Origin of the sequence: Mucilaginibacter roseus (assembly GCF_021215455.1) — a bacterium.
GTDB lineage: Bacteria > Bacteroidota > Bacteroidia > Sphingobacteriales > Sphingobacteriaceae > Mucilaginibacter > Mucilaginibacter roseus.
Window position 1 is genome coordinate 91,006 of record NZ_JAJPWV010000006.1, and the last position, 24,705, is coordinate 115,710.

General features: G+C 44.7%; 24 protein-coding genes. 18 read left to right on the forward strand and 6 right to left on the reverse strand.

Annotation, left to right across the window (positions count from 1 at the left end; translation table 11 throughout):
• The first annotated feature begins 76 nt into the window (after positions 1-76).
• From LT679_RS17040 to asnS, 9 genes are all read left to right on the forward strand, one after another.
• Positions 77-1,303: an HD domain-containing protein gene (locus LT679_RS17040; protein ID WP_232178876.1), complete on the forward strand. Its 1,227-nt coding sequence runs from the start codon at positions 77-79 to the stop codon at positions 1,301-1,303.
• A gap of 54 nt (positions 1,304-1,357) precedes the next feature.
• A complete protein-coding gene (gene lpxD / locus LT679_RS17045; RefSeq protein WP_232178877.1) occupies positions 1,358-2,398 on the forward strand; it encodes a UDP-3-O-(3-hydroxymyristoyl)glucosamine N-acyltransferase in 1,041 nt (346 codons plus the stop codon).
• Between the two features lie 23 nt (positions 2,399-2,421).
• Positions 2,422-3,825: a bifunctional UDP-3-O-[3-hydroxymyristoyl] N-acetylglucosamine deacetylase/3-hydroxyacyl-ACP dehydratase gene (locus LT679_RS17050; RefSeq protein ID WP_232179056.1), complete on the forward strand. Its 1,404-nt coding sequence runs from the start codon at positions 2,422-2,424 to the stop codon at positions 3,823-3,825.
• 3 nt (positions 3,826-3,828) lie between these two features.
• The gene (lpxA, locus tag LT679_RS17055; protein WP_232178878.1) at positions 3,829-4,611 is read left to right on the forward strand and encodes an acyl-ACP--UDP-N-acetylglucosamine O-acyltransferase; all 783 of its coding nucleotides are present in this window, start codon (positions 3,829-3,831) and stop codon (positions 4,609-4,611) included.
• Positions 4,612-4,743: 132 nt separating this feature from the next.
• Positions 4,744-5,361: an ABC transporter ATP-binding protein gene (locus LT679_RS17060; protein ID WP_232178879.1), complete on the forward strand. Its 618-nt coding sequence runs from the start codon at positions 4,744-4,746 to the stop codon at positions 5,359-5,361.
• Between the two features lie 102 nt (positions 5,362-5,463).
• Positions 5,464-5,952 carry a DUF6252 family protein gene (locus LT679_RS17065; RefSeq protein WP_232178880.1) on the forward strand — a complete coding sequence of 163 codons (489 nt, stop codon included), beginning with the start codon at positions 5,464-5,466 and terminating at the stop codon, positions 5,950-5,952.
• Between the two features lie 72 nt (positions 5,953-6,024).
• Positions 6,025-6,519: a DUF6252 family protein gene (locus tag LT679_RS17070; protein WP_232178881.1), complete on the forward strand. Its 495-nt coding sequence runs from the start codon at positions 6,025-6,027 to the stop codon at positions 6,517-6,519.
• A gap of 93 nt (positions 6,520-6,612) precedes the next feature.
• The gene (locus tag LT679_RS17075) at positions 6,613-7,098 is read left to right on the forward strand and encodes a hypothetical protein (RefSeq protein WP_232178882.1); all 486 of its coding nucleotides are present in this window, start codon (positions 6,613-6,615) and stop codon (positions 7,096-7,098) included.
• Positions 7,099-7,130: 32 nt separating this feature from the next.
• Positions 7,131-8,579 carry an asparagine--tRNA ligase gene (gene asnS, locus LT679_RS17080; protein WP_232178883.1) on the forward strand — a complete coding sequence of 483 codons (1,449 nt, stop codon included), beginning with the start codon at positions 7,131-7,133 and terminating at the stop codon, positions 8,577-8,579.
• Between the two features lie 53 nt (positions 8,580-8,632).
• Here asnS and LT679_RS17085 read toward each other — a convergent pair whose 3' ends face one another.
• Genes LT679_RS17085 through tilS form a run of 3 tightly spaced genes read right to left on the reverse strand, consistent with a single transcriptional unit; the run spans position 8,633 to position 11,418 of the window.
• The gene (locus tag LT679_RS17085) at positions 8,633-9,565 is read right to left on the reverse strand and encodes a cobalamin-binding protein (RefSeq protein ID WP_232178884.1); all 933 of its coding nucleotides are present in this window, start codon (positions 9,563-9,565) and stop codon (positions 8,633-8,635) included.
• A gap of 35 nt (positions 9,566-9,600) precedes the next feature.
• Positions 9,601-10,083: a hypothetical protein gene (locus LT679_RS17090; RefSeq protein ID WP_232178885.1), complete on the reverse strand. Its 483-nt coding sequence runs from the start codon at positions 10,081-10,083 to the stop codon at positions 9,601-9,603.
• 3 nt (positions 10,084-10,086) lie between these two features.
• Positions 10,087-11,418, reverse strand: coding sequence for a tRNA lysidine(34) synthetase TilS (gene tilS / locus LT679_RS17095; RefSeq protein WP_232178886.1), 1,332 nt, complete (start codon positions 11,416-11,418; stop codon positions 10,087-10,089).
• A 51-nt stretch (positions 11,419-11,469) separates the two neighbouring features.
• On the opposite strand from tilS, the gene LT679_RS17100 reads away from it, so the two are divergent.
• The 5 genes from LT679_RS17100 to LT679_RS17120 all read left to right on the forward strand — a co-directional run bounded on the left by LT679_RS17100 (position 11,470) and on the right by LT679_RS17120 (position 17,348).
• The gene (locus tag LT679_RS17100) at positions 11,470-13,938 is read left to right on the forward strand and encodes an OstA-like protein (protein ID WP_232178887.1); all 2,469 of its coding nucleotides are present in this window, start codon (positions 11,470-11,472) and stop codon (positions 13,936-13,938) included.
• 88 nt (positions 13,939-14,026) lie between these two features.
• Positions 14,027-14,617: a TetR/AcrR family transcriptional regulator gene (locus tag LT679_RS17105; RefSeq protein ID WP_232178888.1), complete on the forward strand. Its 591-nt coding sequence runs from the start codon at positions 14,027-14,029 to the stop codon at positions 14,615-14,617.
• 20 nt (positions 14,618-14,637) lie between these two features.
• A complete protein-coding gene (locus tag LT679_RS17110) occupies positions 14,638-14,874 on the forward strand; it encodes a hypothetical protein (RefSeq protein ID WP_232178889.1) in 237 nt (78 codons plus the stop codon).
• Positions 14,875-14,886: 12 nt separating this feature from the next.
• The gene (locus LT679_RS17115) at positions 14,887-16,167 is read left to right on the forward strand and encodes an MFS transporter (RefSeq protein WP_232178890.1); all 1,281 of its coding nucleotides are present in this window, start codon (positions 14,887-14,889) and stop codon (positions 16,165-16,167) included.
• Between the two features lie 119 nt (positions 16,168-16,286).
• Positions 16,287-17,348, forward strand: a complete 1,062-nt coding sequence (locus LT679_RS17120; protein WP_232178891.1) for an AI-2E family transporter — start codon at positions 16,287-16,289, stop codon at positions 17,346-17,348.
• A 19-nt stretch (positions 17,349-17,367) separates the two neighbouring features.
• Here the strand turns inward: LT679_RS17120 and LT679_RS17125 are convergent, their stop codons facing one another.
• Together LT679_RS17125 and efp are read right to left on the reverse strand one after the other, a co-directional pair.
• A complete protein-coding gene (locus LT679_RS17125) occupies positions 17,368-17,745 on the reverse strand; it encodes a PH domain-containing protein (RefSeq protein ID WP_232178892.1) in 378 nt (125 codons plus the stop codon).
• A gap of 92 nt (positions 17,746-17,837) precedes the next feature.
• Positions 17,838-18,401 (reverse strand): elongation factor P, encoded by a 564-nt coding sequence (gene efp, locus LT679_RS17130; protein ID WP_232178893.1) that lies wholly within the window; start codon positions 18,399-18,401, stop codon positions 17,838-17,840.
• 143 nt (positions 18,402-18,544) lie between these two features.
• Between efp and LT679_RS17135 the strand changes: the two genes are divergently transcribed.
• The 4 genes from LT679_RS17135 to LT679_RS17150 all read left to right on the forward strand — a co-directional run bounded on the left by LT679_RS17135 (position 18,545) and on the right by LT679_RS17150 (position 22,977).
• Positions 18,545-19,483 carry a DMT family transporter gene (locus LT679_RS17135; protein WP_232178894.1) on the forward strand — a complete coding sequence of 313 codons (939 nt, stop codon included), beginning with the start codon at positions 18,545-18,547 and terminating at the stop codon, positions 19,481-19,483.
• Between the two features lie 61 nt (positions 19,484-19,544).
• Positions 19,545-21,506 (forward strand): DNA primase, encoded by a 1,962-nt coding sequence (gene dnaG, locus LT679_RS17140; protein ID WP_232178895.1) that lies wholly within the window; start codon positions 19,545-19,547, stop codon positions 21,504-21,506.
• Positions 21,506-21,874 carry a YraN family protein gene (locus LT679_RS17145; protein WP_232178896.1) on the forward strand — a complete coding sequence of 123 codons (369 nt, stop codon included), beginning with the start codon at positions 21,506-21,508 and terminating at the stop codon, positions 21,872-21,874. Before dnaG ends, LT679_RS17145 begins: the two co-directional genes overlap by 1 nt.
• 5 nt (positions 21,875-21,879) lie before the next feature.
• On the forward strand, positions 21,880-22,977 hold the full coding sequence (locus tag LT679_RS17150) for a glutaminyl-peptide cyclotransferase (protein ID WP_232178897.1): 1,098 nt from the start codon (positions 21,880-21,882) through the stop codon (positions 22,975-22,977).
• Positions 22,978-23,349: 372 nt separating this feature from the next.
• On the opposite strand, the gene LT679_RS17155 is transcribed toward LT679_RS17150, so the two are convergent.
• Positions 23,350-24,690: an efflux RND transporter periplasmic adaptor subunit gene (locus LT679_RS17155; protein WP_232178898.1), complete on the reverse strand. Its 1,341-nt coding sequence runs from the start codon at positions 24,688-24,690 to the stop codon at positions 23,350-23,352.
• Positions 24,691-24,705 lie beyond the last annotated feature (15 nt).

Consider the following 24,705-nt stretch of genomic DNA (forward strand, 5'->3'; position numbering starts at 1 on the left):
CGTGTTAACAAAAAATAACAAATATAAGATACTTTAGTTAAGCATATTTAACACATTTGCACAGTTTTTTAAGGCATTGAATAAAAAGAAGATTATTAACGATCCGGTATACGGATTTATCAGCATACCGGAGGGTTTGGTGTTTAAGTTAATTGAGCACCGGTACTTTCAGCGGTTACGTTACATCAAGCAATCGGGGATGACGCATATGGTGTACCCTGGTTCTATACATACCCGTTTTCATCATGCGCTTGGCGCCATGCACCTGATGGGGCTGGCCATTGAAACGCTGCGCAACAAAGGCCACGAGATAAGCGAAGCCGAAGAAGAAGCGGTTACCATAGCCATATTACTGCACGATGTAGGCCACGGCCCGTTCTCGCACGCGCTCGAAAGCACTATTGTACAAGGCATAAGCCATGAGGATATATCAGCCTTATTAATGAGCCGCCTGAATGTGGAGTTTGATGGCCGGTTGAATATGGCCATCAACTTATTTAATGATACCTATCCGCGCCGCTTTCTGCATCAGCTGGTATCCGGCCAGCTGGATATGGACAGGCTGGACTACCTTAACCGCGACAGCTTTTTTACCGGCGTAATAGAGGGAATGGTGGGCAGCGACCGCATTATAAAGATGCTTAACCTGCACAGCGGACAAATTGTGGTTGAAGAGAAAGGCATTTATTCCATCGAAAAGTTTTTGATAGCCCGCCGCCTGATGTACTGGCAGGTATACCTGCACAAAACGGTTATAGCGGCAGAGCAAGGTTTAAATAAAATACTGGTACGTGCACGCCAACTGGCGCTTAGCGGCAAAAAGCTGTTTTGTACGCCCGCGTTATGCCATTTCCTGTACGATGAGATCAGCAGGGATGATTTTGTTAATAACCCGGAGCACCTGGAAATATTTGCGCAGATGGATGATACCGACATCATGTCGGCTGTAAAGGTTTGGATTAATTGCGATGATATTATTTTGGCCACCCTTTGCCGCAACCTGGTTTACCGCGACCTGCTGCATGTTGACATTACTAATAGCAAACCGGATGAACTTACAGTAAAAAACCTCACACAAAAAGCATCCGTATATTATAATATTAACGAGGATGAGGCCGGTTTTTTTGTGTTTACTGATACGGTGCTGAATGATGCTTACAAGGTAGATGATACCAACATCCGCATACTGATGAAGGACGGAAGCGTAAAGGATATAACCGCCGCCAGCGATAACGCCAACCTTACCGCCTTGGCTAAAACAGTTACCAAGCACATACTCTGCTACCCCAAACAATTGATATAAATTATGAACGTTTGTATTATTTGTTGCTTTAATATTAACATATAACTTTGTGCGATGCAATTTACCGCCCAGCAGATTAGCTTATTATTGAACGGAACTGTTGAAGGTGATGCTTTGGTAGCGGTTGATAAACTGGCTAAAATAGAGGAGGGTACACCCGGATCGCTTTCATTTTTGGCTAACCCTAAATATGAACAGCACCTTTATACCACAGGCGCCTCGATTGTTATTATAAATAAGGATTATGTTTTAAACGGTCCGGTAAGCGCTACGCTTATACGGGTTGATAATGCTTACAGCGCATTTTCGGTGCTGCTTGAGCAATACAATACCATCAAACTAAATAAGACGGGTATTGAGCAGCCAAGCTTTATACATCCTACTGCCAAGGTTGGTAGTAATGTATTCATCGGTGCCTTTGCCTATGTAGGCCCGAACGCAACCATAGGCGACAACAGCAAGATATATCCTAACACATACATTGCCGACAATGTAACCATTGGTAACAATGTTACCTTATTTTCAGGCGTAAAAGTATATTTTGATTGTGTGTTGGGCGACAATGTGATTATACACTCCGGTGCGGTTATCGGCAGCGATGGCTTCGGTTTTGCGCCAAATCCTGATGGTTCATATAATAAGATCAGCCAGATAGGTAATGTAGTGATAGAGGAAAATGTTGAAATAGGCGCGAATAGCACGGTAGATCGTGCCACCATGGGTTCTACCATCATTCGTAAAGGTGTTAAAATTGATAACCTGGTGCAAATTGCTCATAATGTTGAAGTTGGCCAAAACACGGTTATTGCCGGGCAGGCGGGTATATCAGGCAGTACCAAAATTGGCGAGCAGGCGGTTATTGGTGGGCAGGTAGGTATTGCGGGGCATTTAACCATCTCAAAAGGTTCGCAATTTTCTGCGCAAACCGGTGTAAACAGCTCAACCCGCGAAGAAGGCAAACAATGGGGCGGTTCGCCGTACCTGCCTTTAAAAGATTATCTTAGGGCGCATGTAAATATCAGGCGTTTACCTGAACTTGAAAAGCGCGTGGCCGAATTAGAAAAAATGATTGCTGAACTGCATAACAACAAGTAATGAGTGCAGTTAATGTTAACTATATGAACGTAAAACAACGAACTATTAAATCGCCTGTATCTGTTTCAGGCACCGGTTTGCACACCGGCGAAAAGGTTACCATGACCTTTAACCCAGCCCCCGAAAACCACGGCTACAAATTTCGCCGGGTAGATGTTGAAGGGCAGCCGGTAATTGATGCCGATGTAGATAATGTTACCGACACTTCGCGCGGAACAACCATATCACAAAACGGCGCAAGCGTAAGTACCGTTGAACACGTATTGGCAGCGCTGGTTGGTTTAGAGATTGATAATGTATTGATCGATCTGGACGGTCCGGAGACACCTATTATGGATGGCAGCGCCATTGAGTTTGTGAACGCCTTAACCGGCGGTGGATTTGTTGAGCAGGAGGCTGACCGTGAGTATTATCATATTACCCATAACATACACTACACCGAAGCTGACCGTAAGGTAGAGATGGTGGCCATGCCGCTTGACGATTACCGCTTTACCTGCATGGTCGACTATAATTCGGATGTATTGGGCAGCCAGCATGCCAGTATATCAACCATTAACGAATTTACCAAGGAGATAGCCTCATGCCGCACCTTTTGCTTTTTGCACGAGCTGGAGATGCTGTTAAAACATAACCTGATTAAAGGAGGCGACCTTAACAACGCCATTGTAGTTGTTGACAAACAGGTTGACGAAGAAGAGCTGGCACACCTGGCCAAGTTGTTCAACCGTAAGGATATCAAGGTTGCCCCGCAAGGTATTCTCAATAATATTGAACTTCGCCATCAGAATGAGCCTGCGAGACATAAATTGCTGGACATGATTGGCGACCTTGCCTTGGTTGGTGTTCCGCTTAAAGGCCACATTATGGCTGCGAGACCTGGCCATGCGGCAAACATCGCCTTTGGTAAAAAAATAAAGGCGCTTATTAAAAAAGAGCGCAGCAAAAAGCACCTTAAGGTGTATGACCCGAACATGAAGCCGGTTTATGATACCGTGCAGATTATGAATATATTGCCGCACCGCCAACCGTTTTTAATGGTTGATAAAATTTTGGAGCTGACCAAAACCCACGTGGTAGGCTTGAAGAACGTTACCATGAACGAGGATTTGTTTATGGGCCACTTCCCGGATGCGCCGCTTTTTCCGGGAGTGTTGCAAATTGAAGCCATGGCCCAAACTGGTGGCATATTGGTGCTCAATACCGTGCCCGATCCGGAGAATTACATTACCCTGTTCCTTAAAATAGAAAATGCCCGTTTTAAAGATAAGGTTACGCCGGGTGACACCGTTATATTCCGGTGCGACCTGATTGCCCCCATACGCCGCGGCATAGCGCAAATGAAGGGCGTAGGCATGGTTGGCGAGCGTGTGGTAGTTGAGGCCGAATTGATGGCCCAGATAGTAAAAACAAAAAACAAAGAGTAATACATGATACAGCCTTTGGCATATATACACCCGCAGGCACGCATTGCTGATAACGTGGTGATTGAACCGTTTGTTACCATACATAAAGACGTAGAGATTGGCGAGGGTACCTGGGTAGGCTCAAACAGTGTAATTATGGATGGTGCCCGTATAGGTAAAAACTGCCGCATATTTCCGGGGGCTGTTGTGTCAGCTCCGCCGCAGGATCTGAAATACAAAGGCGAGCCAAGCACCGTTACCATTGGCGATAATACCGTTATCCGCGAATGCGTAACCTTGAACCGTGGCACCGCGCTTGACAAGAATACCACTACCATTGGCAGCAACTGCTTGCTGATGGCCTATGTACACGTAGCGCATGATTGTGTGGTGGGCAATAATGTTATTATAGCCAACTCGGTACAACTGGCAGGTCACATCAACGTGTATGACCATGCTTTTATTGGCGGCACATCAGCCGTGCACCAATTTGTAGAAATAGGCGCACACAGCATGATCTCGGGCGGATCACTGGTACGTAAGGACGTGCCGCCGTACACCAAGGCCGGCCGTGAGCCATTGTCATACATTGGCATCAACTCGGTAGGCCTGCGCCGCCGTGGCTTTTCAGCCGAAACCATTAACGAGATTCAGGAGATTTACCGGATTATCTTCCTCAAAAAATACAATGTTACTAAAGCGCTTGATATTATAGAGGCTGAATTTAACCCCACAGTTGAGCGCGACGAGATTATCAATTTTGTGCAAAACTCGCAGCGCGGTATTATGAAAGGGTTTGGGATATAAATTTCGAACCTGAATTTGTGGAATTAGAGAATGGGCAGAATTTATTCATCTTTCTAATACTGTAAATTCACAAATTCCGGGTCAAAACTAATTCTGTAAATTCTCTAATTCTGCAAATTCCAGTTCAGATCAATGAACATCACCCTCACCGATATAGGCCGGCGGTTTAACCGCGATTGGATATTCAAGGGGGTGAACTATACTTTTACCACAGGCGGGAGTTACGCGGTGTTGGGGCCTAACGGTTCCGGAAAGTCTACCTTATTACAGGTGCTTAACGGTAGCTTGTCGCCATCCAAAGGCAAGATTTCCTTTTCCCTCGATGGTGTCGATATAGAAGTGGAGCAGGTGTTTAAGCACCTTAGTTTAGCCGCGCCTTACCTCGAACTGATCGAGGAGTTCACTTTAGCTGAAGTAATTGACTTCCATTTTAAATTCAAATCGTACAAGCCCGGTATTGACAACAGGGAGTTGATTACACTGCTTAATATGCAGAGCAGCAAAAACAAGCTGGTAAAATACTTTTCGTCAGGTATGAAACAGCGGCTAAAGCTGGCGCTTGCTTTTTGCTCGGATACGCCTATACTGATGCTTGATGAACCTACCTCTAACCTCGATGCCCAGGGCGTTGACTGGTACCTCAGCCTGGTTGAGCGTTTTGCAGCCGGCCGGTTAACTATTATTTGCTCTAACCAGGAGCATGAGTATAGCTTTTGCAGCCACTCTCTTAATATAGTTGATTATAAGTAGTTAACGCTTCATGCTGAGTTTACAATTATTTGATGTGCTGGGCCTGTAGCATAATCTATTTCCGGTGCGTAATAAAGTTATACCGACCAAATTATTATCACTATGAAAAAAATTCTGTTTGCCATTATCGTTGCTTTTATATTTTCCGGATGCTCAAAAGGAAGAAGGGTTTGCTGCGATTTGCCTGAGGAAAATACTATTTACATGACTGCTACCCGAGCCGACTCGGTATGGCGGGCAAATTTTGTGGAGACAAGGATATTAAATGATTCGCTATACATATTTGGCAACAAAGGCGATGAGCATATCCGGATAATTATAAAGCCAACCGCTACAGGTAAGTATTACATTACACCTCGAAATGGCATGTACTATATTACGGTTGGCGGCGACGTAATGGGTGCTGAATATCCGGCAGCGGCTGATACCTCAAACCAGGTCATAATCACGAGCTATGATTTAAAGAAGAACATCATACGGGGTGAATTCGATATCCGCTTTATAAAGGGCTCGCGTTATACCGGCACAGATTACCAAAACGAAGTGAGTTTTTTGAGAGGCAGGTTCCGGGCGGAATTGCCAAATAAATAAAAGTATTTGAAGCTGTTACGTTTAAGGGTTTGTAGCCGTATTTGCAATAAATAACCTAAATAACAATCAATTATGAAAACCAAACTGTTTATCGCTTTACTTGCTGTCGCAACCGCATTAACAGCGTGCAAAAAAAATGAAAAAAAGGAAGTATACTACTGCTGCCACATTCGGGACAATTTTATGAGTGCTGTAAAAGCTGATACTACATGGCGAACAGACAAATTGGAATTGAGCTATAATAAAGACTCGCTTATCTTACTCGGAATAAATAAAAATGAAACCCTGCGGTTAAGTATGAAGGTAGTTGATACCGGCAAATATTTTATCAACCCTAAAAGTGGGGTTTATAATATATTAGTTGGCGGAGATGCATTGGTTGGTGAGTATAGGGCCACTACCGACACTGCTAATTATATAAAAGTTTTAACCTATAGCAAAAACACCGGGTGGATAGAAGGACAGTTTAAAATAAAACTTACCAAAAGCGCTCGTTACACTAATCCGGCACTGGGTAACGAGGTAAGCTTTGTGAGAGGTAAATTCTCAGCAGCGCTGCCCAAATAGTCCATCGCCCGTTAAGTGTTTGTGATGTACAGTTGGGAAAAAATTAATTAAGCAAGTTTGCAATAAATGTTTAATGATGCTGTTTTAGGCAGTATGAAAACCTACCTTTGTTACATCGTATTGTTTATTTCATTTTTATCATCATGCAGTAAAGGCGAAAAAGTTTGCTGCGACCCGATAGTTCAACCGCAACTACCTGAATTTTATGTTTACGGTTACAAGAATGATACTTCATGGGTAGCTGAACCTAATACATGTTATCTGTTCCGTAACCGTATTTATCTTGAAGTAAAGTCATCTGCGGAGACACTTAATATATCTGTCGAAGAATTTAAAGGCAAGGGTAAATACAATATTGCAGGTGGTAATTGCAGATACACTGATATAAATGGTGTAGAATACCTTGCGGATTTCTCGCCTGTTAATGCGTTTGAAGTGGAGGAGTACGATGATACTACGGGTGTTTTGAGTGGCGTTTTAACGGTAAATATGAAATTAAGGATGCCGGCCACTGCCGGAAATGCCGTTCCGGAAATTTATTTTTCAAAAGGCCGATTCAGATTGGCTTTATCTAAATAATTGTATTTTTGGCGCTCAATAATATAAATTATATGGGCCAGAGAATTAAAATTAAAGCCTTGTTGGAGAGCGATGAAACCAACATTGATGTAACCGTAAAAGGGTGGGTGCGTACCTTCCGCAACAACCAGTTCATAGCTTTAAACGATGGCTCAACCAATAATAACGTTCAGATAGTTGTTGATTTTGAGAATACCGATGCCGCCTTATTAAAACGCATCACCACGGGTGCAGCCTTAAGCGTTACCGGTACTGTGGTTCCATCGTTGGGTAAAGGCCAAAAAATCGACATAAAAGCTAAAGAGATAGAGATACTGGGCGATAGCGACCCGGAGAAATACCCGCTGCAGCCTAAAAAACACAGCCTCGAGTTTTTGCGCGAGATCGCACACCTGCGTTTTCGTACCAACACTTTTGGCGCTATTTTCAGGGTGCGTAACAGTTTATCATTCGCGGTACACCAGTTTTTCCAAGAGCGTGGTTTTGTGTACCTGCACACGCCTGTAATTACCGCCTCGGATGCTGAAGGTGCGGGCGAAGCTTTTAAAGTAACCAACCTTGACCTGGATAATCTGCCGCGTACGGATAGCGGAGAGATCGATTACAAGCAGGATTTTTTTGGTAAAGCTACCAACCTTACCGTGTCAGGCCAGTTAGAGGGCGAGCTGGGTGCCATGGCGCTGAGCGATATTTATACCTTCGGCCCAACTTTTCGTGCTGAAAACTCGAACACTACCCGCCACCTTGCCGAGTTTTGGATGATAGAGCCCGAAATGGCTTTTTATGATCTGGATGATAACATGGATCTGGCTGAGGCGCTGCTGAAGTACGTGATAAAATACGCACTGGATAAGAACCGTGAGGATATCGAGTTTCTGAGCCAGCGTTTGCAGGATGAGGACAAGCAAAAACCACAGAACGAGCGCTCGGAAATGACGCTGCTTGAAAAACTGGAGTTTTGCCTGGAGAATGATTTTGTACGTCTTACTTACACCGAGGCCATCGACATACTGAAGGATTCGACCCCAAATAAGAAAAAGAAATTCCAGTATCTGGTTGAAGGTTGGGGTACCGATCTGCAATCAGAGCATGAGCGTTACCTGGTAGAGAAACACTTTAAAAAACCGGTTATCCTGACGGATTATCCTAAAGAGATCAAGGCCTTCTACATGCGCCAGAACGAGCCGGATGCCAATGGCCGCGAAACTGTACGGGCAATGGATATCCTGTTCCCGGGCATCGGTGAAATTGTAGGCGGTTCGCAGCGCGAGGAGCGTTTAGACAGACTTGAAAAACGCATGGACGAAATGGGCATCCCTAAAGAGGAGCTTTGGTGGTATTTGGATACCCGCCGCTTTGGTGCCTGCCCGCACGCTGGTTTCGGTTTGGGCTTTGAGCGTTTGGTACTGTTTGTTACCGGTATGGGCAACATCAGGGATGTAATACCTTTCCCAAGGTTTCCTAAAAACGCAGAGTTTTAATAACAGAAATACAAAAGTAAAACGGCCTTTAGCATTGCGCTAAAGGCCGTTTTTTACACGCTGAACTTTATCCAGCCATTGCCCTCAAACCCGAAGATAAACTGTTTTGGGTTGATGATCTCGGCCATGATCTCCAGCGAATCCACCAGCCGCGGGCCGGGGCGGTTAAAGTATTGGTTGCCGTCGGCAATATATAGCCGGTTATTCTTAATGGCCTTTAGTTCAGCAAAGCCGGGTTTATCCAACAGTAAATTAATCTCGCGCATGGTGCGGTCAATGCTAAAACCGCATGGCATCAGCACAATAACATCCGGGTTGGCCAGGCGGATAGCCTCCCAATCCACATAAGGCGAATGTTTACCGGCTTCAGCCAATACAGGTGTGCCGCCGGCAATGTTTACCAGCTCCGGTATCCAGTTGCCCGATGTCATCAGCGGCTCCAACCATTCAATACAAGCTACAGTTGGCTTAGCATCAATAAATTTAAGTTTGTGGCGGATGATGTTGATGCGGTCTTCCAGATCTTCTATCAGCACATTACCGGCTTCAGAAACATTCAGCGCCGATGCTACATTTTTTATATCAGCAAGCATTTCATCAATGCTGTTAGGTTGCAATGATATAATCTGCGCCGGTTTATCCAGATATTCCTGCAAGGCCTGTTGTACCTCGGGTAGTGATACGGCGCAAACATCGCATTGATCTTGCGTGATCACCACATCAGGCTGTAAATTCCTTATAACTTCTTTTTTTACAGTGTACAAGGATAGCGCATCGTTCAGTATCTCTTTTACCTTATTATCGATCTCGGCGCTGCTTAATCCGTCAGGTATATTAGCTTCTGTACAAATGGGCAGGGCTTTTACGCTTTCGGGATAGTCGCATTCGTGAGAGCGGCCGACCAGATTTTGTTCGAGGCCAAGTGCGCAGATAATCTCGGTAGCCGATGGTAAAAGCGATATAATACGAAGGGGTGATGATGACATGCGGAAAAATTTAAAGTACAGTAAGCGAAGATGAATTATCGCCTCATTTCGCTCAGGATAGCCCTAAGCAATTCATTGGCGTGCTGCGAACCGATAATGTACAGCAGGCCGTCGCGGTCGGTAAGGTGTATGGCATCCTTGCCGCCCGCGTAAAAACGGATGGTACCTCGCGTATGCAGGTTATAAACCGGGTTATTGAACAGATAGCGGCTGTAAGTGCCCTTTTCGGCTTTTACAATGCTATTCAGGTCGATTTTTACCAGGCGGGTGGTCCACAAACCATCCAGCATAATGCTTTTGTTTTGCACCCGGGTACGAAAGTGCAGTAAAAAGCCCATAATGATAGAGATGATGATGATTGCGAAACCTACCACAATCAGCAGATCGCCGTTGCGGGCGTTACCCTCAGTAAAAAAGTAAGCCGCGAAACACGACATGGCCAACACCAGCCTGATGGTTAGCGGTATAAACTCCCTGCCAAGGTATTGTTTCTCGATGTAAACCGGTTTGTCGCTCATGCTCTATTTAAACAGTTCGAATATAGTAACTTTTTTAGTGTTAGGATCAACCTTGTAGCGTTCGTCGGGCCGGTAACCTGCTACCCACATAATATCGCCGTTGCCGTTCACTAATAACGGGATCAACTGCTTTTTGTGCATCGGTATTTTCTGGTTGATGAAAAAATCGCTCAGTTTTTTGCGAGACTTCATCCCCAGGGGATAAAAATAATCGCTTTGCTGCCAGTGGCGGATGCTGAGCGGATAAATCAGTTTATCGCAATCAACTGACACCGCATAAGGATTATCTTTAATGATCAACGGCGAATCATCATGCAAAATCCCAATCCGCTGCCCGTTAAAAAGCACTTCGTGGTCATGCTCATTTATTGATACGCTTTCAATTGATTCCGGATTGTTCTCAACCAATATTAGTTTACCCCGGTCAATAGTCAGCCGGTGTGTTGCGGAGGCAAACCATTTACCACTTTGCGCATCCAGGGATGCGATCACATCATCAACCACAGGTTCGGCAAAGCCAAAAGATTGCAGCAGTTTATATAGGAGTAGCTGTTGCGGTTGCAGGGCTTTTATAGCATCGATTGCTAAATGAATTTCATCATCGTGCTGAATAAACAAGTGCTTTTTTGCCTCCTCAACCTTTAACGCCAATAGTTCTTCCAACTGGCGAAAGTGGCGCAGGTTATTATCAAAAGTATGTTCAAGGTTGCGGTTTAGTTCCCGTAGTTTGGGTATTACCTCATGCCTTATCTTGTTACGCGCGTATTTGGTTGATGCGTTCGAGCTATCTTCAACATAAGGTATATTCTCTGTTGCAACAACAGCCGCTATCTCTTCGCGAGTCATAAAAAGCAATGGCCTTATCAATAACCCGTTTTTAGGCAGGATGCCGTGCAGGCCTGCAATGCCGGTGCCGCGTGTAAGATTTAACAATATTGTTTCAATAGTGTCGTTCTTGTGGTGGCCAAGCGCGATAAGGTGGTAATTATGTTGCTGTCTTATCTGCTCAAACCAGTTGTACCTCAGCTCCCTTGCTGCCATTTGTATGGATATTTTATGGCTATCGGCATATGTAGTGGTATCAAAATTGATGGTATGAAAAGGTACGCCAAGCTGTACGGCCAGGCTGCAGCAAAAGTGCTGGTCGGCATCGGCTTCACTGCCGCGAAGGCCGAAGTTGCAATGCGCTATGCCAAAACTGTAACCTGCCACGCTGAATAACCGGGCAAGCAAAACAGAATCAATACCACCGCTAACAGCAACCAAAATGCTGTTTTGCTGCGTAAAAAGATTATTTTGCTCAATAAATTCGGTAAAGCGCTTGACAGGGAGCATACATCAAAATTATTAATTTAATAAGCCCCGCAAAAAACTAATTTTGCCAACGTGAATAAATGCCTTTTAAGTATACTGTTGCTGCTGCTCGCAGGCGCGGCGTTCGGCCAGCAAAAAAAATCGCAGGTGCGGCTTACGCGGTCTGACCGGAGCGAGGGCATTAAGCGCAATGGTAAAGATGTATTAAAGGTTTTTAACGGCACCTTTCAGCAGGATTTTTCTGTGCTACAGTCAGACAGTGCGTACTTCTACCCGCAGGATAACGCTTTCGATGCCTTTGGCAACGTGCATATTACGCAGGGAGATACGCTCAACATCTATGGCGATAAGTTGAACTATAACGGCAACACCAAAACTGCCATCCTGACCAACAATGTGCGGATGATTGATAAGGATGCCATCCTCACTACCGATTACCTGACCTACAATACGGCCACACGCATCGGTACCTATACAGGCGGTGGTAAACTCATTAACAAGGATAACACCCTGACCAGCAAAAACGGCTATTATTTTGCGGGCTCGCGCGATGCTTATTTCAGGTACGATGTGGTGCTGAATACCGTTGACGCGCTGATTAAGACAGATACCATGCGCTATAACAGCGGCAGCCGTATAGCTTATTTTTACGGGCCAACCAATATTTACGGTAAGGCTAAAGATAAGGACACTTTGTATACAGAGTTTGGTACGTACAATACGGTAAATGAGCAGGCTTTTTTTACCAAGAACAACCTGTATAAGCAGGGAACTAAATCCTTAAAGGGAGATACTTTATTTTATGACCGTTTGCTGGGCCTGGGCCGCGCTATAAAGCGCATCACGTTTAACGACAGGGAGCAGAAGATCACCATGAAGGGCGACTTGGGTATATTTAACCGTAAAGAGGAACGTACCCTGGTTACCGAGAATGCCTATATTATATTAGTTACCGAAGAAAAAGACACTATCAAAACGGACACCACTAAAAAGCTCGATAAAATAAAAACGGATAGTGCAACCAAGGTTATCCCCAAAAAGGCAACAAAACCGCTCGATGTTAAAGCAGCACCCTCTGCAACGGTGAAAAAGCCTGCTGCAAAACCAGCAGGCAAAAACAAAACTCCGGTAACCACATCAACATCAACTATTATTATAAACGCTAAAGGTGAACGAATCAAGGTCGACTCGGTTTATATGAGCGCTGATACGCTGGAAACGCAGATGTTTACCTACAAAAATTTAAAGGCATTGCAGGAGCAGCGGCGATTAGCCAACTTCAGGGATACATCGGCAAAACCTGCCGCAGGCCCGGCAAAGCCTAAGCCCATTGTTTATAAAACTTCGCCAAAAGTGCTTACGCTTAACCCGCCTGTTATGCGGTTTGATACCGGGTACCGCAACCCGCTGCTGTTTGGCAAGCCGAAACCTCAGCCGGTACGCAAGGATACGGCTCAAAAAGGTGGTAACACCAAAAAGGATAGCACGCTGAAAACGGATAGCGCATCAAAAGGGAAAGCCGACACTGCTGCCAAGCTGGGTAATGTGCCGGGTAAGGTCGATTCAGTTTATATGACCACCAAGGTTAAGTTGAGTGATACCAGCCGTGTACGTGTTATTTTTGCTTACCATGATGCCCGGATCTATAAATCGGACTTACAGGCCAAAGCCGACTCTATGTTTTATAGCTATGCCGACTCTACCATACGCTGCTATATAAAACCGCTTATGTGGACGCAGGGCTCCCAACTGTCAGGCGATACCATTAACCTGCAGATGAAGAACAAGAAGCTGGACAACATGGACATCTTCTATAACTCGTTTGTAGTGAACGTGGAGAAGGACGACTCGACCCACTTTAACCAGGTGGGGGGTAAAAAAATGCGTGGCTTTTTTAAGGACAATAAGCTCAATGTGATGTTTGTTGATGGCAACGCCGAAAGCATATATTTTGACCGTGACAGTACTACCAAAACGGTTAATGGTATGGGGCGTTCACTAAGCAGTCGCATGCGCATCAGGTTTGCTGCTAACAAACCGCTTAAGATGGCCTTCCTGTCAAAACCCGATATCAGGTACGGGCCATTGGGTAAGTTTACCGAGGACGACCGTATATTGAAAGGCTTTATCTGGAAGCCTAAAGAACGCCCGGCCTCAAAAGAGGCGGTGATAAATTCTGCAAAGCGTAAGGCTGCCAAACGTGCGGCCGAAAGGGCAGAGGCCGCCGCCGCAGCAAAAAAAGCAGCGGCTACAAAAGGCTCGTCTAAAGCGCCGGGAGGTGCAAAAGAGCAGCCATCATCAGGCAGTGGTAAAAAGACTGCGGTAATGCAAAAGGTAAACCCTAGGGATAGCGCCTCGCGCGATTCGAGCATTAACCTTGGTCCGGGTAACCTGAAGAATGTTAACCGTAACCGTGTTCAGGATGGTACGCTAAATACCGCGCCGGTAATTATGCCTGCCGTTGTTCCGCAAAAAGATACTACCACAGTTGCCCGCCCGCCAGCTAACCAGCCAACGCGCAGAGATAGCACATTCCAGTAAAAGAACTGCTGATTAAAAGCGCTTGATGAAATTTAAATTGTAAATGAATGAATGTTCATTTATCTTCACAGCATGACCAAATAGATTAATGCGAAGCAGGGATATTGATAAAGAATTGCTTGTAAAACAGAAGGCGATTGAATTGCTGGTGCACGAAGGTTTTGAAGGTTTTAGCATGAACAAGCTTGCGAAAGCTTGCCGCATTTCAGTCGGAACGCTCTACATCTACTATAAAGATAAGGATGACCTTATTGTACAGATAGCAGAAGAAGAATCCAAACGTATGAGCGGTATGATGCTGGAGGGCTTTGACCCGGAAGCAAGTTTTGCCGATGGACTGAAGCAGCAATGGAAAAACCGGGCGCAACACATGATGGAGAACCGGCATACAGTACAGTTTTTTGAGCAACTGCGTAGTTCAACCTATCAAAAGGTGATTTATGAAAGCTACTTTGAGGAGTTTAAGATAAAAATGAGCCGCTTTATGCAAAATGCTGTAGCAAGGGGCGAAATAAACCCCATGCCGATTGAGGTTTATTGGTCGGTTGCGTTTGCGCCGCTGTATAACCTGGTGCGTTTTAATAACGAAGGGCGTAGCATTGGCGGGGCAATTTTCGTATTAACCGATGATATGATTTGGCAAACCTTTGAACTGGTATTGAAAGCGCTGAAAAAATAAGCACGCCGAAAAATCTTTTTATGGATCATTCGTCAATAAACCCTGCCGGGGTGCTGGTATTTAAAACCAATATTAACACCATAACAGATTTGGCTAATGTAAGTCCTTTGCTTGATGCCGATAAGGCCGTCAGCAATTGGCATATTGACCTTGACCATTGCGACAAGTTGTTGCGGGTAACCACCGGCTGCCTTTGTCCGGCAGATATTATTGAGCTGGTAAACCGCCGGGGTTACTTGTGTATTGAACTGATTTAAACTGATAAACAAATGAAACCTGATAAAACAGCGGTAACCTTTACCGCTTATCAAAAATTACTTATAGCGCTACTTGCATTATTACAATTTACCGTAGTGCTTGATTTTATGGTGCTCTCCCCGCTGGGCGATATCCTGATGAAATCATTGGATATGACGCCGTCCATGTTCGGCATGGTGGTATCATCATACGCTTTCAGCGCCGGGGCATCGGGCTTGCTGGCTGCGGGCTTTGCTGATAAATTCGACCGAAAAAAGCTGCTGATCTTCTTTTACACCGGCTTTATTATAGGTACGCTGTGTTGCGGCCTGGCCAACAGTTATTGGATGCTGCTTGGTGCGCGTATATTCACCGGGTTGTTTGGCGGCGTTATAGGAGCCATATCATTAGCCGTAGTTACCGATGTTTTCGAGATTAACCAACGTGGCCGGGTAATGGGTGTGGTACAAATGGGTTTTGCCGCTAGTCAGGTGCTGGGTATACCCGTAGGACTGTACTTTGCCAATAAATGGGGATGGCATGCGCCGTTCATTATGATCGTGTTTTTAGCGATAGCTATAGGCCTGGCGGTGTTGTTGCGTATGCACCCGGTAACTACACATATTGGCTTACAGAAAGATACCAACCCGTTCTTACATCTATGGCATGCTATTGCCAACCGGAAATATCAAACGGGCTTTTTAGCTACCGCCTTCCTTTCAATAGGCGGGTTTATGATGATGCCATTCGGAAGCGCTTATCTGATTAACAACATCGGCATTTCGCAGGCACAATTGCCAACGGTATTTTTATGCAGTGGCCTGGCATCCATCATTATTATGCCCATGATCGGTAAGTTAAGCGACAGGTACGACAAATTTAAGCTTTTCGCCGCAGGCTCCGCTTTGGCAATCGTAATGATATTGATCTATACACAATTGCCACGTGTACCGTTATGGGAAGTGGTAGTGTTAAACATGGTTATGTTCATCGGCATTATGGGGCGTATCATCCCATCAACCGCGCTTACAACGGCTATACCCGAAATGGTTGACCGTGGCGCATTCATGAGCGTAAACTCATCATTACAACAAATGGCCGGCGGTATTGCCGCCCTGTGCGCCGGTTTAATAGTTACCCAGCCGCATAAACATGGCCCTTTGCAGCATTACGATGTTTTAGGCTACGTGGTATGTATTGCCATAGTGCTTTGTTTATACATGGTTTACCGGGTAAGCGTAATGGTTAAAAACAAAACCACCGCGCCACCTGCGGTACAGCAGGCTGAGAGCCTTAACGAGGCTTTATCATAAACACAGGGCAGCCACATGGCTGCCCTTTTGTTATCCATTATTCTGCTAAGGAATAAAAAGCGTATGGACCGAAAACAAATACAATTTAAAAAGTATTTGATAGGATATAGATATACATCATGGCAGAACCGCGACACAGGCCGATAGGTAAAACGGATCAAGAACTTTCATTTGCACATAAGGTATGGATAGTGGTAGGTATACTTGCACTTTCCGTTTGCCTGATACTGATATTACGTGTAGCCTTTAATGTGTTACTGATGGTGTTTGCCGGTTCGCTTATAGCGGTTTTTTTTCATGGCTTCGCTGATATGATACAGCGTTGGACGCACTGGAAACGCGCCCCCTGTGTAATTATATCCGTTTTAGGAACCTTCGCGTTATTGGGTACACTGTTTTGGTTTATGGGTAATACCATCCAGCATCAAATAGCCTCATTAAGCGATGATTTTCCGAAAGTGGTTAAAACCGCACAGGCTAAGCTACAGCAAACTACATGGGGCGCTAAAATTGTTGAAAAGGCATCAACCTACGACTCATCTAAACTGATGACCACCGCGCAAAGCTTTTTCAGCACCAGTTTTGGTGTATTGGGTGATCTGTATATCATTTTATTCTTGGGTATATTCTTTACCTCGGCTCCGTCATTATACAAAAACGGTATCATAAAATTGGTGCCGCCACCGGCTAAAGCTCAAGCCCACGTAGTAATGGACAGGTTAAGTTTTGTGTTGAAAGGTTGGATGAAGGGTATGCTGCTGGCCATGTGCCTTATAGCGGTACTTACGGTTACGGGCTTAACGGTGATAGGCATACCTATGGCGCTTACATTGGCATTACTGGCAGGCTTGCTCAACTTTATACCCAACTTTGGTCCGCTTATGGCTATGGTACCAGCCGTGTTGCTGGGTTTTATGGATAGCACCAATACGGCTATCATCATCGCCATTATGTACATTTTGATACAAACCCTGGAGAGTAACATTATTACCCCGATGGTGCAGAAGAAGATGATCGACCTGCCACCTGCGCTTACCATTATCAGTCAAGTGCTGATGGGTACATTATCAGGTGTGTTAGGCATATTGTTAGCTACACCAATACTGGCTGTAGTAATTGTGCTGATTGATGAGCTGTATGTTAAACGGCAAAAAGAAGATATAAATATCGAGCTTGAGTAAGCCCGATATTTATAATGTTTTATAGTACGTGCTGCGCTAATATGCGTTGCAGATCGTAAACGTTCACCTGCTTATTGAATTTTTTGGTAAGGCTGGGTTGTACCTCGCCTGAGATCCATATACGCAGCTCGGCATCCAGATCAAAATGCCCTGAAGTTTGCACGCTGAACCGTGATATACTTTTGTAAGCGATAGACAGGTACTCTACCTTACTTCCGGTTATGCCTTGCTTATCAACCAAAATAAGGCGTTTATTGGTAAAGATGAATACGTCGCGAATCAGCTTAAAGCCAATTTCAATATGTTCACCCTCGGTAAGCAGGTTAGCGTATTCTTTATTTAATTCGTCAGGGTTAGCCACACCGGCATTACCCAAAAGGCTCGAGAAAAGTCCCATTGTTATTTATTTATGTGATTTGTTTAAGGCTCCAAAATAAAAAATGCCCTCATGATAATGAAGGCATATTTATAATATTATTGAATTGATAATTAGCTTTTAACACGCTCAACGTACGATCCGCTGGCGGTATCAACCTTTACCTTATCGCCAATGTTGATAAACAGGGGTACGCGTATTTCAGCGCCGGTTTCAACGGTAGCGCTTTTTAAAGCGTTGGTTGAAGTATCTCCTTTAACAGCAGGCTCAGTATAAGTAATTTCAAGTTCGGCTGATGATGGTAATTGTGCCATAATCGGCTCATCGCTTTCAAAGGCAACAATTACGTTAACACCTTCTTTAAGGAAACGCACCGCAGGGCCGAAAAGCGATTTTGGTATATTGAACTGTTCGTATGATGTATTGTCCATCACTACTAAAAATTCGCCATCCTCATACAGGTATTGGTAATCGTTGGTTTCAACGCGGGCTATGGTAACCTCTTCGTCAGTACGGAAACGGTATTCAACCAGTTTACCGGTTTTTACGTTGCGCATACGGGCCTGGTAAAAAGCGCGTAAGTTGCCTGGTGTACGGTGTATAAACTCTTCAACCTGCAATAACTCACCGTTAAAGCGTAATATATTGCCGTTTTTTATATCAGATGCCTTAGCCATAAAAAAATATTTGAGGCGCAAACTTATGAATTTGATTTGAGATTTGACGGCCTGTATTTTACATTTTGCAAACCCGCACAGCTGCTAATGGGTTAATTATAAACCCTTAAGGCGACGGTTACTAATGCGTACAGGTTAAACCGATGCATAACCCTGTTTATCAGGTATGCCATGACAGCGGTTTAATTTTGTTAAGTTTGCCGCCGTTACGCATCCGTATTATGAACCCGAAGGTAAGCCTGGCGTTAGGCATCATATTCATATCATTCTCGCCCATATTTGTAAAGCTTGCCGCCGAGCCCGCCATTACCGCCGCTTTTTACCGTATTTTTATGGCCTGGATATTTCTGCTGCCATACTGTGTTATAAAAGGGATGCTAAAGATCGGGCGTAAAGATTTGCTGATTACGCTGATCTGCGGTATCATCTTCGCTGCTGATATTGCTGTATGGAATATCTCTTTATTAAAAATAAGCGCAACTGTATCAACCCTGCTGGCTAACCTGGCGCCGGTATGGGTGGGGCTTATAAGCTTTTTTATACTGCGCAAGCAAACCGGCAAACTATTTTGGGCGGGTACTATTATTGCGATTATTGGCATGTTTGTGCTGGTGGGCTACCGTAACATAATCGCCCTGCAGGTAAACGCCGGCGTATTGCTCGCCGTGCTGGCGAGTTTTTTTTATTCTTTATATATTGTTACCAGCAAAGGTGTGTTACAGCGTGTAAATACGCTAACCTTTATGTTTTATAATATGCTGGCTTCAATGGTGTTTTTGCTGGCGTTGGGTATAGGTGGCGGGCATAACCTGATTAACTTTCCGGCAATTACCTGGCTATACTTTTTAGCTACCGGCGTTATATGCCAGCTTGCCGGTTGGATCACCATTAACTATGCAATCAAATTTTTACCGCCCACCAAAGTATCAATCACCCTTTTAAGCCAAACCGTGGTTGCAGGTGTGTTAGCGGCTATTATGCTGCACGAAAAGCTTGGCCTTACCGAGATTATGGGCAGCCTGATTGTACTTGGCGGCATCGCGGTAACTTTTTTAAAGCCCTCACAATCAAAAATTTCTTAATTTAACGTTTGCAATACGTTAAGGCATTGGTACAATTGCCCTACCTTTGCATCTCGTTACTATGATTACCAAAGCTACCGTTGACCGAATAATGGAAGCCACCGACATTGTGGAGGTGATAGGTGATTTTGTGCAATTAAAAAAGCGGGGCGCCAACTTCATTGGTTTGTCGCCTTTCAGTAACGAGCGCACGCCATCATTCACCGTATCGCCTGCCAAGGGTATTTTTAAAGACTTTTCATCGTCAAAGGGTGGCTCGGCCATTACCTTTTTAATGGAGCATGAAAAGTTCAGCTATCCGGAAGCGCTTAAATGGCTGGCCAAGAAGTACGGCATCGAGGTTGAGGAAACGGTTGATACCAATGAAAACCGCGAAGAAGCCAACCATCGCGAAAGCTTGATGATCGTTTCGGGCTTTGCTGCTAAGTTTTTCCAGGACAGCATGTGGGAAACCGACGAGGGGCAAAGCATTGGCTTGAGTTATTTTAAAGAGCGAGGCTTTACACCTGAAACTATCCGTAAGTTTGAGTTGGGCTACTCGCCCGATCAGTGGGAGGCCTTTACCTCGGCAGCGATAAAAGAAGGCTACCAGGCACAATTCCTGGAAGAAACGGGCCTATCGGTAAAACGCGACAATGGCAGCATGTACGACCGCTATCGCGGGCGCGTAATGTTCCCGATACATGGCTTTACCGGCCGGGTAATAGCCTTTGGCGGACGAACCCTTAAGAGCGACAAAAGCGTACCCAAATATGTAAACTCTCCGGAGTCGGAGATATATCATAAATCGAGTGTGCTTTACGGGCTTTATTTTGCGAAAAAGGCCATTCGTGATGAGGACAATTGTTACTTGGTTGAGGGTTATGCGGATGTACTATCGGTACATCAGGCCGGTATCGAGAACGTTGTAGCGTCATCAGGAACCTCATTAACTGTTGAGCAGATCAGGCTGATAGGTCGTTTTACCAAAAACGTAACCATATTATATGATGGCGATGCGGCGGGCATCAAAGCTTCGTTACGCGGACTGGATATGATATTGGAAGAAGGGCTAAACGTAAAAGTAGTGTCCTTTCCGGATGGGCACGACCCCGACTCATATGTGCGCAATGTGGGCACCAACGCCTTCAAAACCTACATCGACCAAAATAAAAAAGACTTTATACTTTATAAAACCGGTATCCTGTTAAAAGAAGCAGGTAATGATCCTATCCGCAAGGCGGGGGTTATCCGGGAAATAGTGGAGAGCATCGCTAAAATACCTGATTCAATCAAAGCATCGGTGTTTGTTAAGGAGTGCAGCCACATTATGCAGATTGATGAGCGTGCACTGTTGTCTGAATTGAATAAAATGCGCCTTACCAAGGCTAAAAAAGATTCGCAGCAGCAATACAATCAAAATCAGCGCGCAACGCAGCATCCGGATATGCCACCCGAAGACCTGTTTTTTGATGAGCCGGGCGAAACTACTTCTCCTGTTACTGAAAAAAGAGAGGAAGCTTATAACCAGGAGCGGGAAATTATCCGGCTGCTGTTATTGTACGGTAGTCGTATGATTGACTGGGATGGCATTGCCAACACCTACATAGGGCCATTCATGATAGCCGAGCTAAGCGATGTTACTTTTGATAATACCGCCTGCAAGGCTTTTGTGGAAGACTACCGCGCCAATGTTGAAAACGGCGTATTGCCTGATGAACAGCATTACATTCATCACAAAGAGAAAGATATTGTTGACCTAACCGTAACGATGCTGGCCTCACGCTATACGCTGAGCGAAAACTGGTACGAGATGCACCACATCAGCGTACCTGATGAACAGGCCAATATGAAAGCTACTATACTCGGCGCTATATTTCATCTTAAAAAACATAAGGTAGCCCAAATACTGGAAAACCTGCGTAAGGAATTGCAGAACACCCCGGGCGAGCAGGATCAGGAAATATTGCTTAACCAGTATATGCGCATGAAAAAGGTTGAAAAGCATATATCTGATTATTTAGGTTCGGTAATCCTTAAATAATGGCGCAACACCTCGAATTAGGTCGCCGGGGCGAAGCTTTAGCTAAAACTTATCTGGAAAATCTGGGTTATGAAATATTGGATGAGAACTGGACCTATGGCAAGGCCGAAATTGACCTGATAGCTTATAAGGACAGGGTGATTATATTTGCGGAGGTTAAAACCCGTACCGGAACCGGTTTTGGAGCGCCCGAAGATTTTGTTGACAGCCGCAAACAGCGCCTGATGGCACAAGCGGCCGACGAATACATCTACATAACAAATCACCAGGGCGATGCGCGTTTTGATATAATTTCGGTACTGTTTAATAAAAGCGGGAATTATACGTTAAAACATATTGAAGATGCCTTTTGGCCATCTGCTGATTGATACTTATGAACAAACAACTTAAACTTTTTTTAGCCGGAGCATCGCTACTGGCCGTAGCAAGTTGCGGCGACGATAAAAAGAAAACTGCTGACATTACCTTAAGTCCGGAAGCCGGTACAAGCATTAACAGTGGTAAAGAACTTGCCGTTAAAGTGAACTTGCCTGATGGGTTGAGCATTGACTCGGTAGTGTACATGCTGGATACATTGCGTATAGGCTCACGTAAAGATACCACTGCCGTTATGATTAAAACTGACGGTATGCCCTTAGGTAACAAGGTTATAACTGCTAATGTATTTACCGGCGGCAAAAGCCAGGAAGTGACAAGCAACGTGGTTTTATTAGCTGCCAAAGCGCCCGATGTTTATACTTTCAAAGTTGAAAAGGTATTCCCTCATGATACTACATCGTACACAGAGGGATTGGAGTACCACGATGGCTTTTTATTTGAAAGTGATGGTGGTTACCTTACGCCACCCGAGGGCGAAGATGTAACCGGGCAATCAAGCCTGCGCAGAGTTGACCTGAATACCGGCAAAGTAGTACAGCAAGCTATGGTTGACCCAAAGGTTTTTGCTGAAGGTATAACTATTGTTGGGGATAAGATTGTACAGCTTACCTATAAGGAGAAAATTGGCTACGTGTACGATAAAAAATCGTTCAAACAGTTGAAAACATTTAGCTACACCGCCGGTACCGAAGGCTGGGGTTTATGCTTTGATGGCGAAAAGATCTATAATACCGATGGCAGCAACAGTATTTTGTTTTTAGATAAGAACGACTACCACCAGATTGGCGCCATTAACGTTTACGACAACGAAAAACAGATAGACCAGGTTAATGAATTGGAATATATTGATGGCAAGCTATACGCTAACGTTTACTTAAGCGACGATATATTAGTGATCGACCCTAAAACAGGTGCGGTGCTGGCCAAGATTGATATGAGCAGCTTATACCCTAAAGATAAGCGTAATGCCAATGCCGACGTACTAAATGGTATTGCTTACGATGTCAAAGGCAAACGTATATTTGTTACCGGCAAAAACTGGGACAAGCTTTTCCAGGTAAAGTTTGTAAAGACGTCGGAGTTGCCGCTGTAACCCCTCCTAAATCCTCCCCAAGGGGAGGACTTTAATAAATTATTTGTCCTTTCGAACGAGGTACCAGGAGAAATCTGTCGCTTGATTATATGCAGGCAGATTTCTCGCTGACGCTTCGAAAGTGCTTTTTTTATAAAAGCATAAGCCTTAAATAACCTGATCTACCGGCATCAGTAATGCCCGGAACAGCACACACCCAGCCAAAGCAGAAACTATCACCGGGCAGGACGCAGCCGGCGAGTTTTGTTTCTTTTGATCGTTCAAAAGAAATTCAGGACAGGTAACGAACTGTTTCTTAATAAAAATGATGGTTACAAAAAAGGGCCTGCATTAGCAAGCCCTTTTCCATATTAACACTATAAAACTAAACTACTACTTCTTTTCTTCGGTACCGAAAAGTTTTGATTTATCAACCTTTTCAACCTCTTCGTTGTCCTTTAATGTTTTCGATATAGCCGAGTACGGTGCAGAAACCACTTCGTCACCTGCTTTAACGCCGGATAGTATTTGGATATAAGCATCATCCTGAATACCGGTTTTTACCTGTACCTGCTTTACCTTACCGGCACTGTACACAAATACATACTCTTTAACCGGCTCGGTTAATTGTTTTTTGTCGTCATCGTCATCATCCTTTTTGACGGCTGCCGCGTTTTTCTTTTCATCCTCACGGGTAGTAACCGATTGGATAGGCACTGACAGACCCTTAACGTTGTTTGTCTTAATCTCGACCGTAGCGGTTAGTCCCGGACGGAAAGGAGATGGCGTACCCGCTTTGTCAGCCATTAACGCTTTATATGATTCCGGGTTTATGCGTACCTTAACCGTGAAGTTAGTTACCTGGTCGGCATTGGTACCCACTACATTAGCCGAGCTGCCGATCTCGATCACTTTGCCTTTGAATTTTTTGCCTAAAAAGGCATCCACCTCAATGTCCGACTCATTGCCAACGGCTACGCGGTTAATATCGTTCTCGTTCACATCAACGTTCACGTCCATCGCGTTTACGTCAGATATGGTCATGATATCTGTACCCGCCATCTGAATGGTACCCAATACGCGCTCGCCTTTTTCAATAGATAGTTTTGATACTACACCATCCACCGGAGAGTAGATAGATGTTTTGGCCAGGTTATCCTGCGCTTCTTTTACAGATGCCTGTGATTGATCAAGCCCGAACTTAGCGCCTATAACGCTTTGCTTAGCGGCTTCCAGGTTGGCTTTGGCGCTTTCATAATTCGCTTTTGCTGTTTCAAACTCAGCAGCTGTAACTACTTTGCTATCATAAAGCTCCTTATTACGTTTATAGATAGATGCCTGGTTATTAAAGTTTGCCTCGGCTTGTTTCAGCATCTGTGCCGAATTGCCAACGGTAGCTTTTTGAGTGTTGTAAGATGCCACGGCGCGCTCATAACCCGATTGCAATATATCCGGACGGATGCGGCATAGCAGCTGGCCTTTTTTTACCACGTCGCCTTCCTTAATCGGCAGGTCAACCACCTCGCCTGATACCTCGGCACTTATTTTCACCTCAACGTGCGGTTTAACCTTTCCGCTTGCCGATACCGATTCGGTTATGGTACGTTCGGCAGCCTTTTCAGTAGCCACCTGTGTTTTCTTTGGTCCGCCTAAAAAGCCGGTCACTTTACCTATAATCAGCAGCAGTGCAAGCACCCCGGCGATGATCAGAATATATTTTGTAGTCTTTCCCATGATTTAAATTAATAG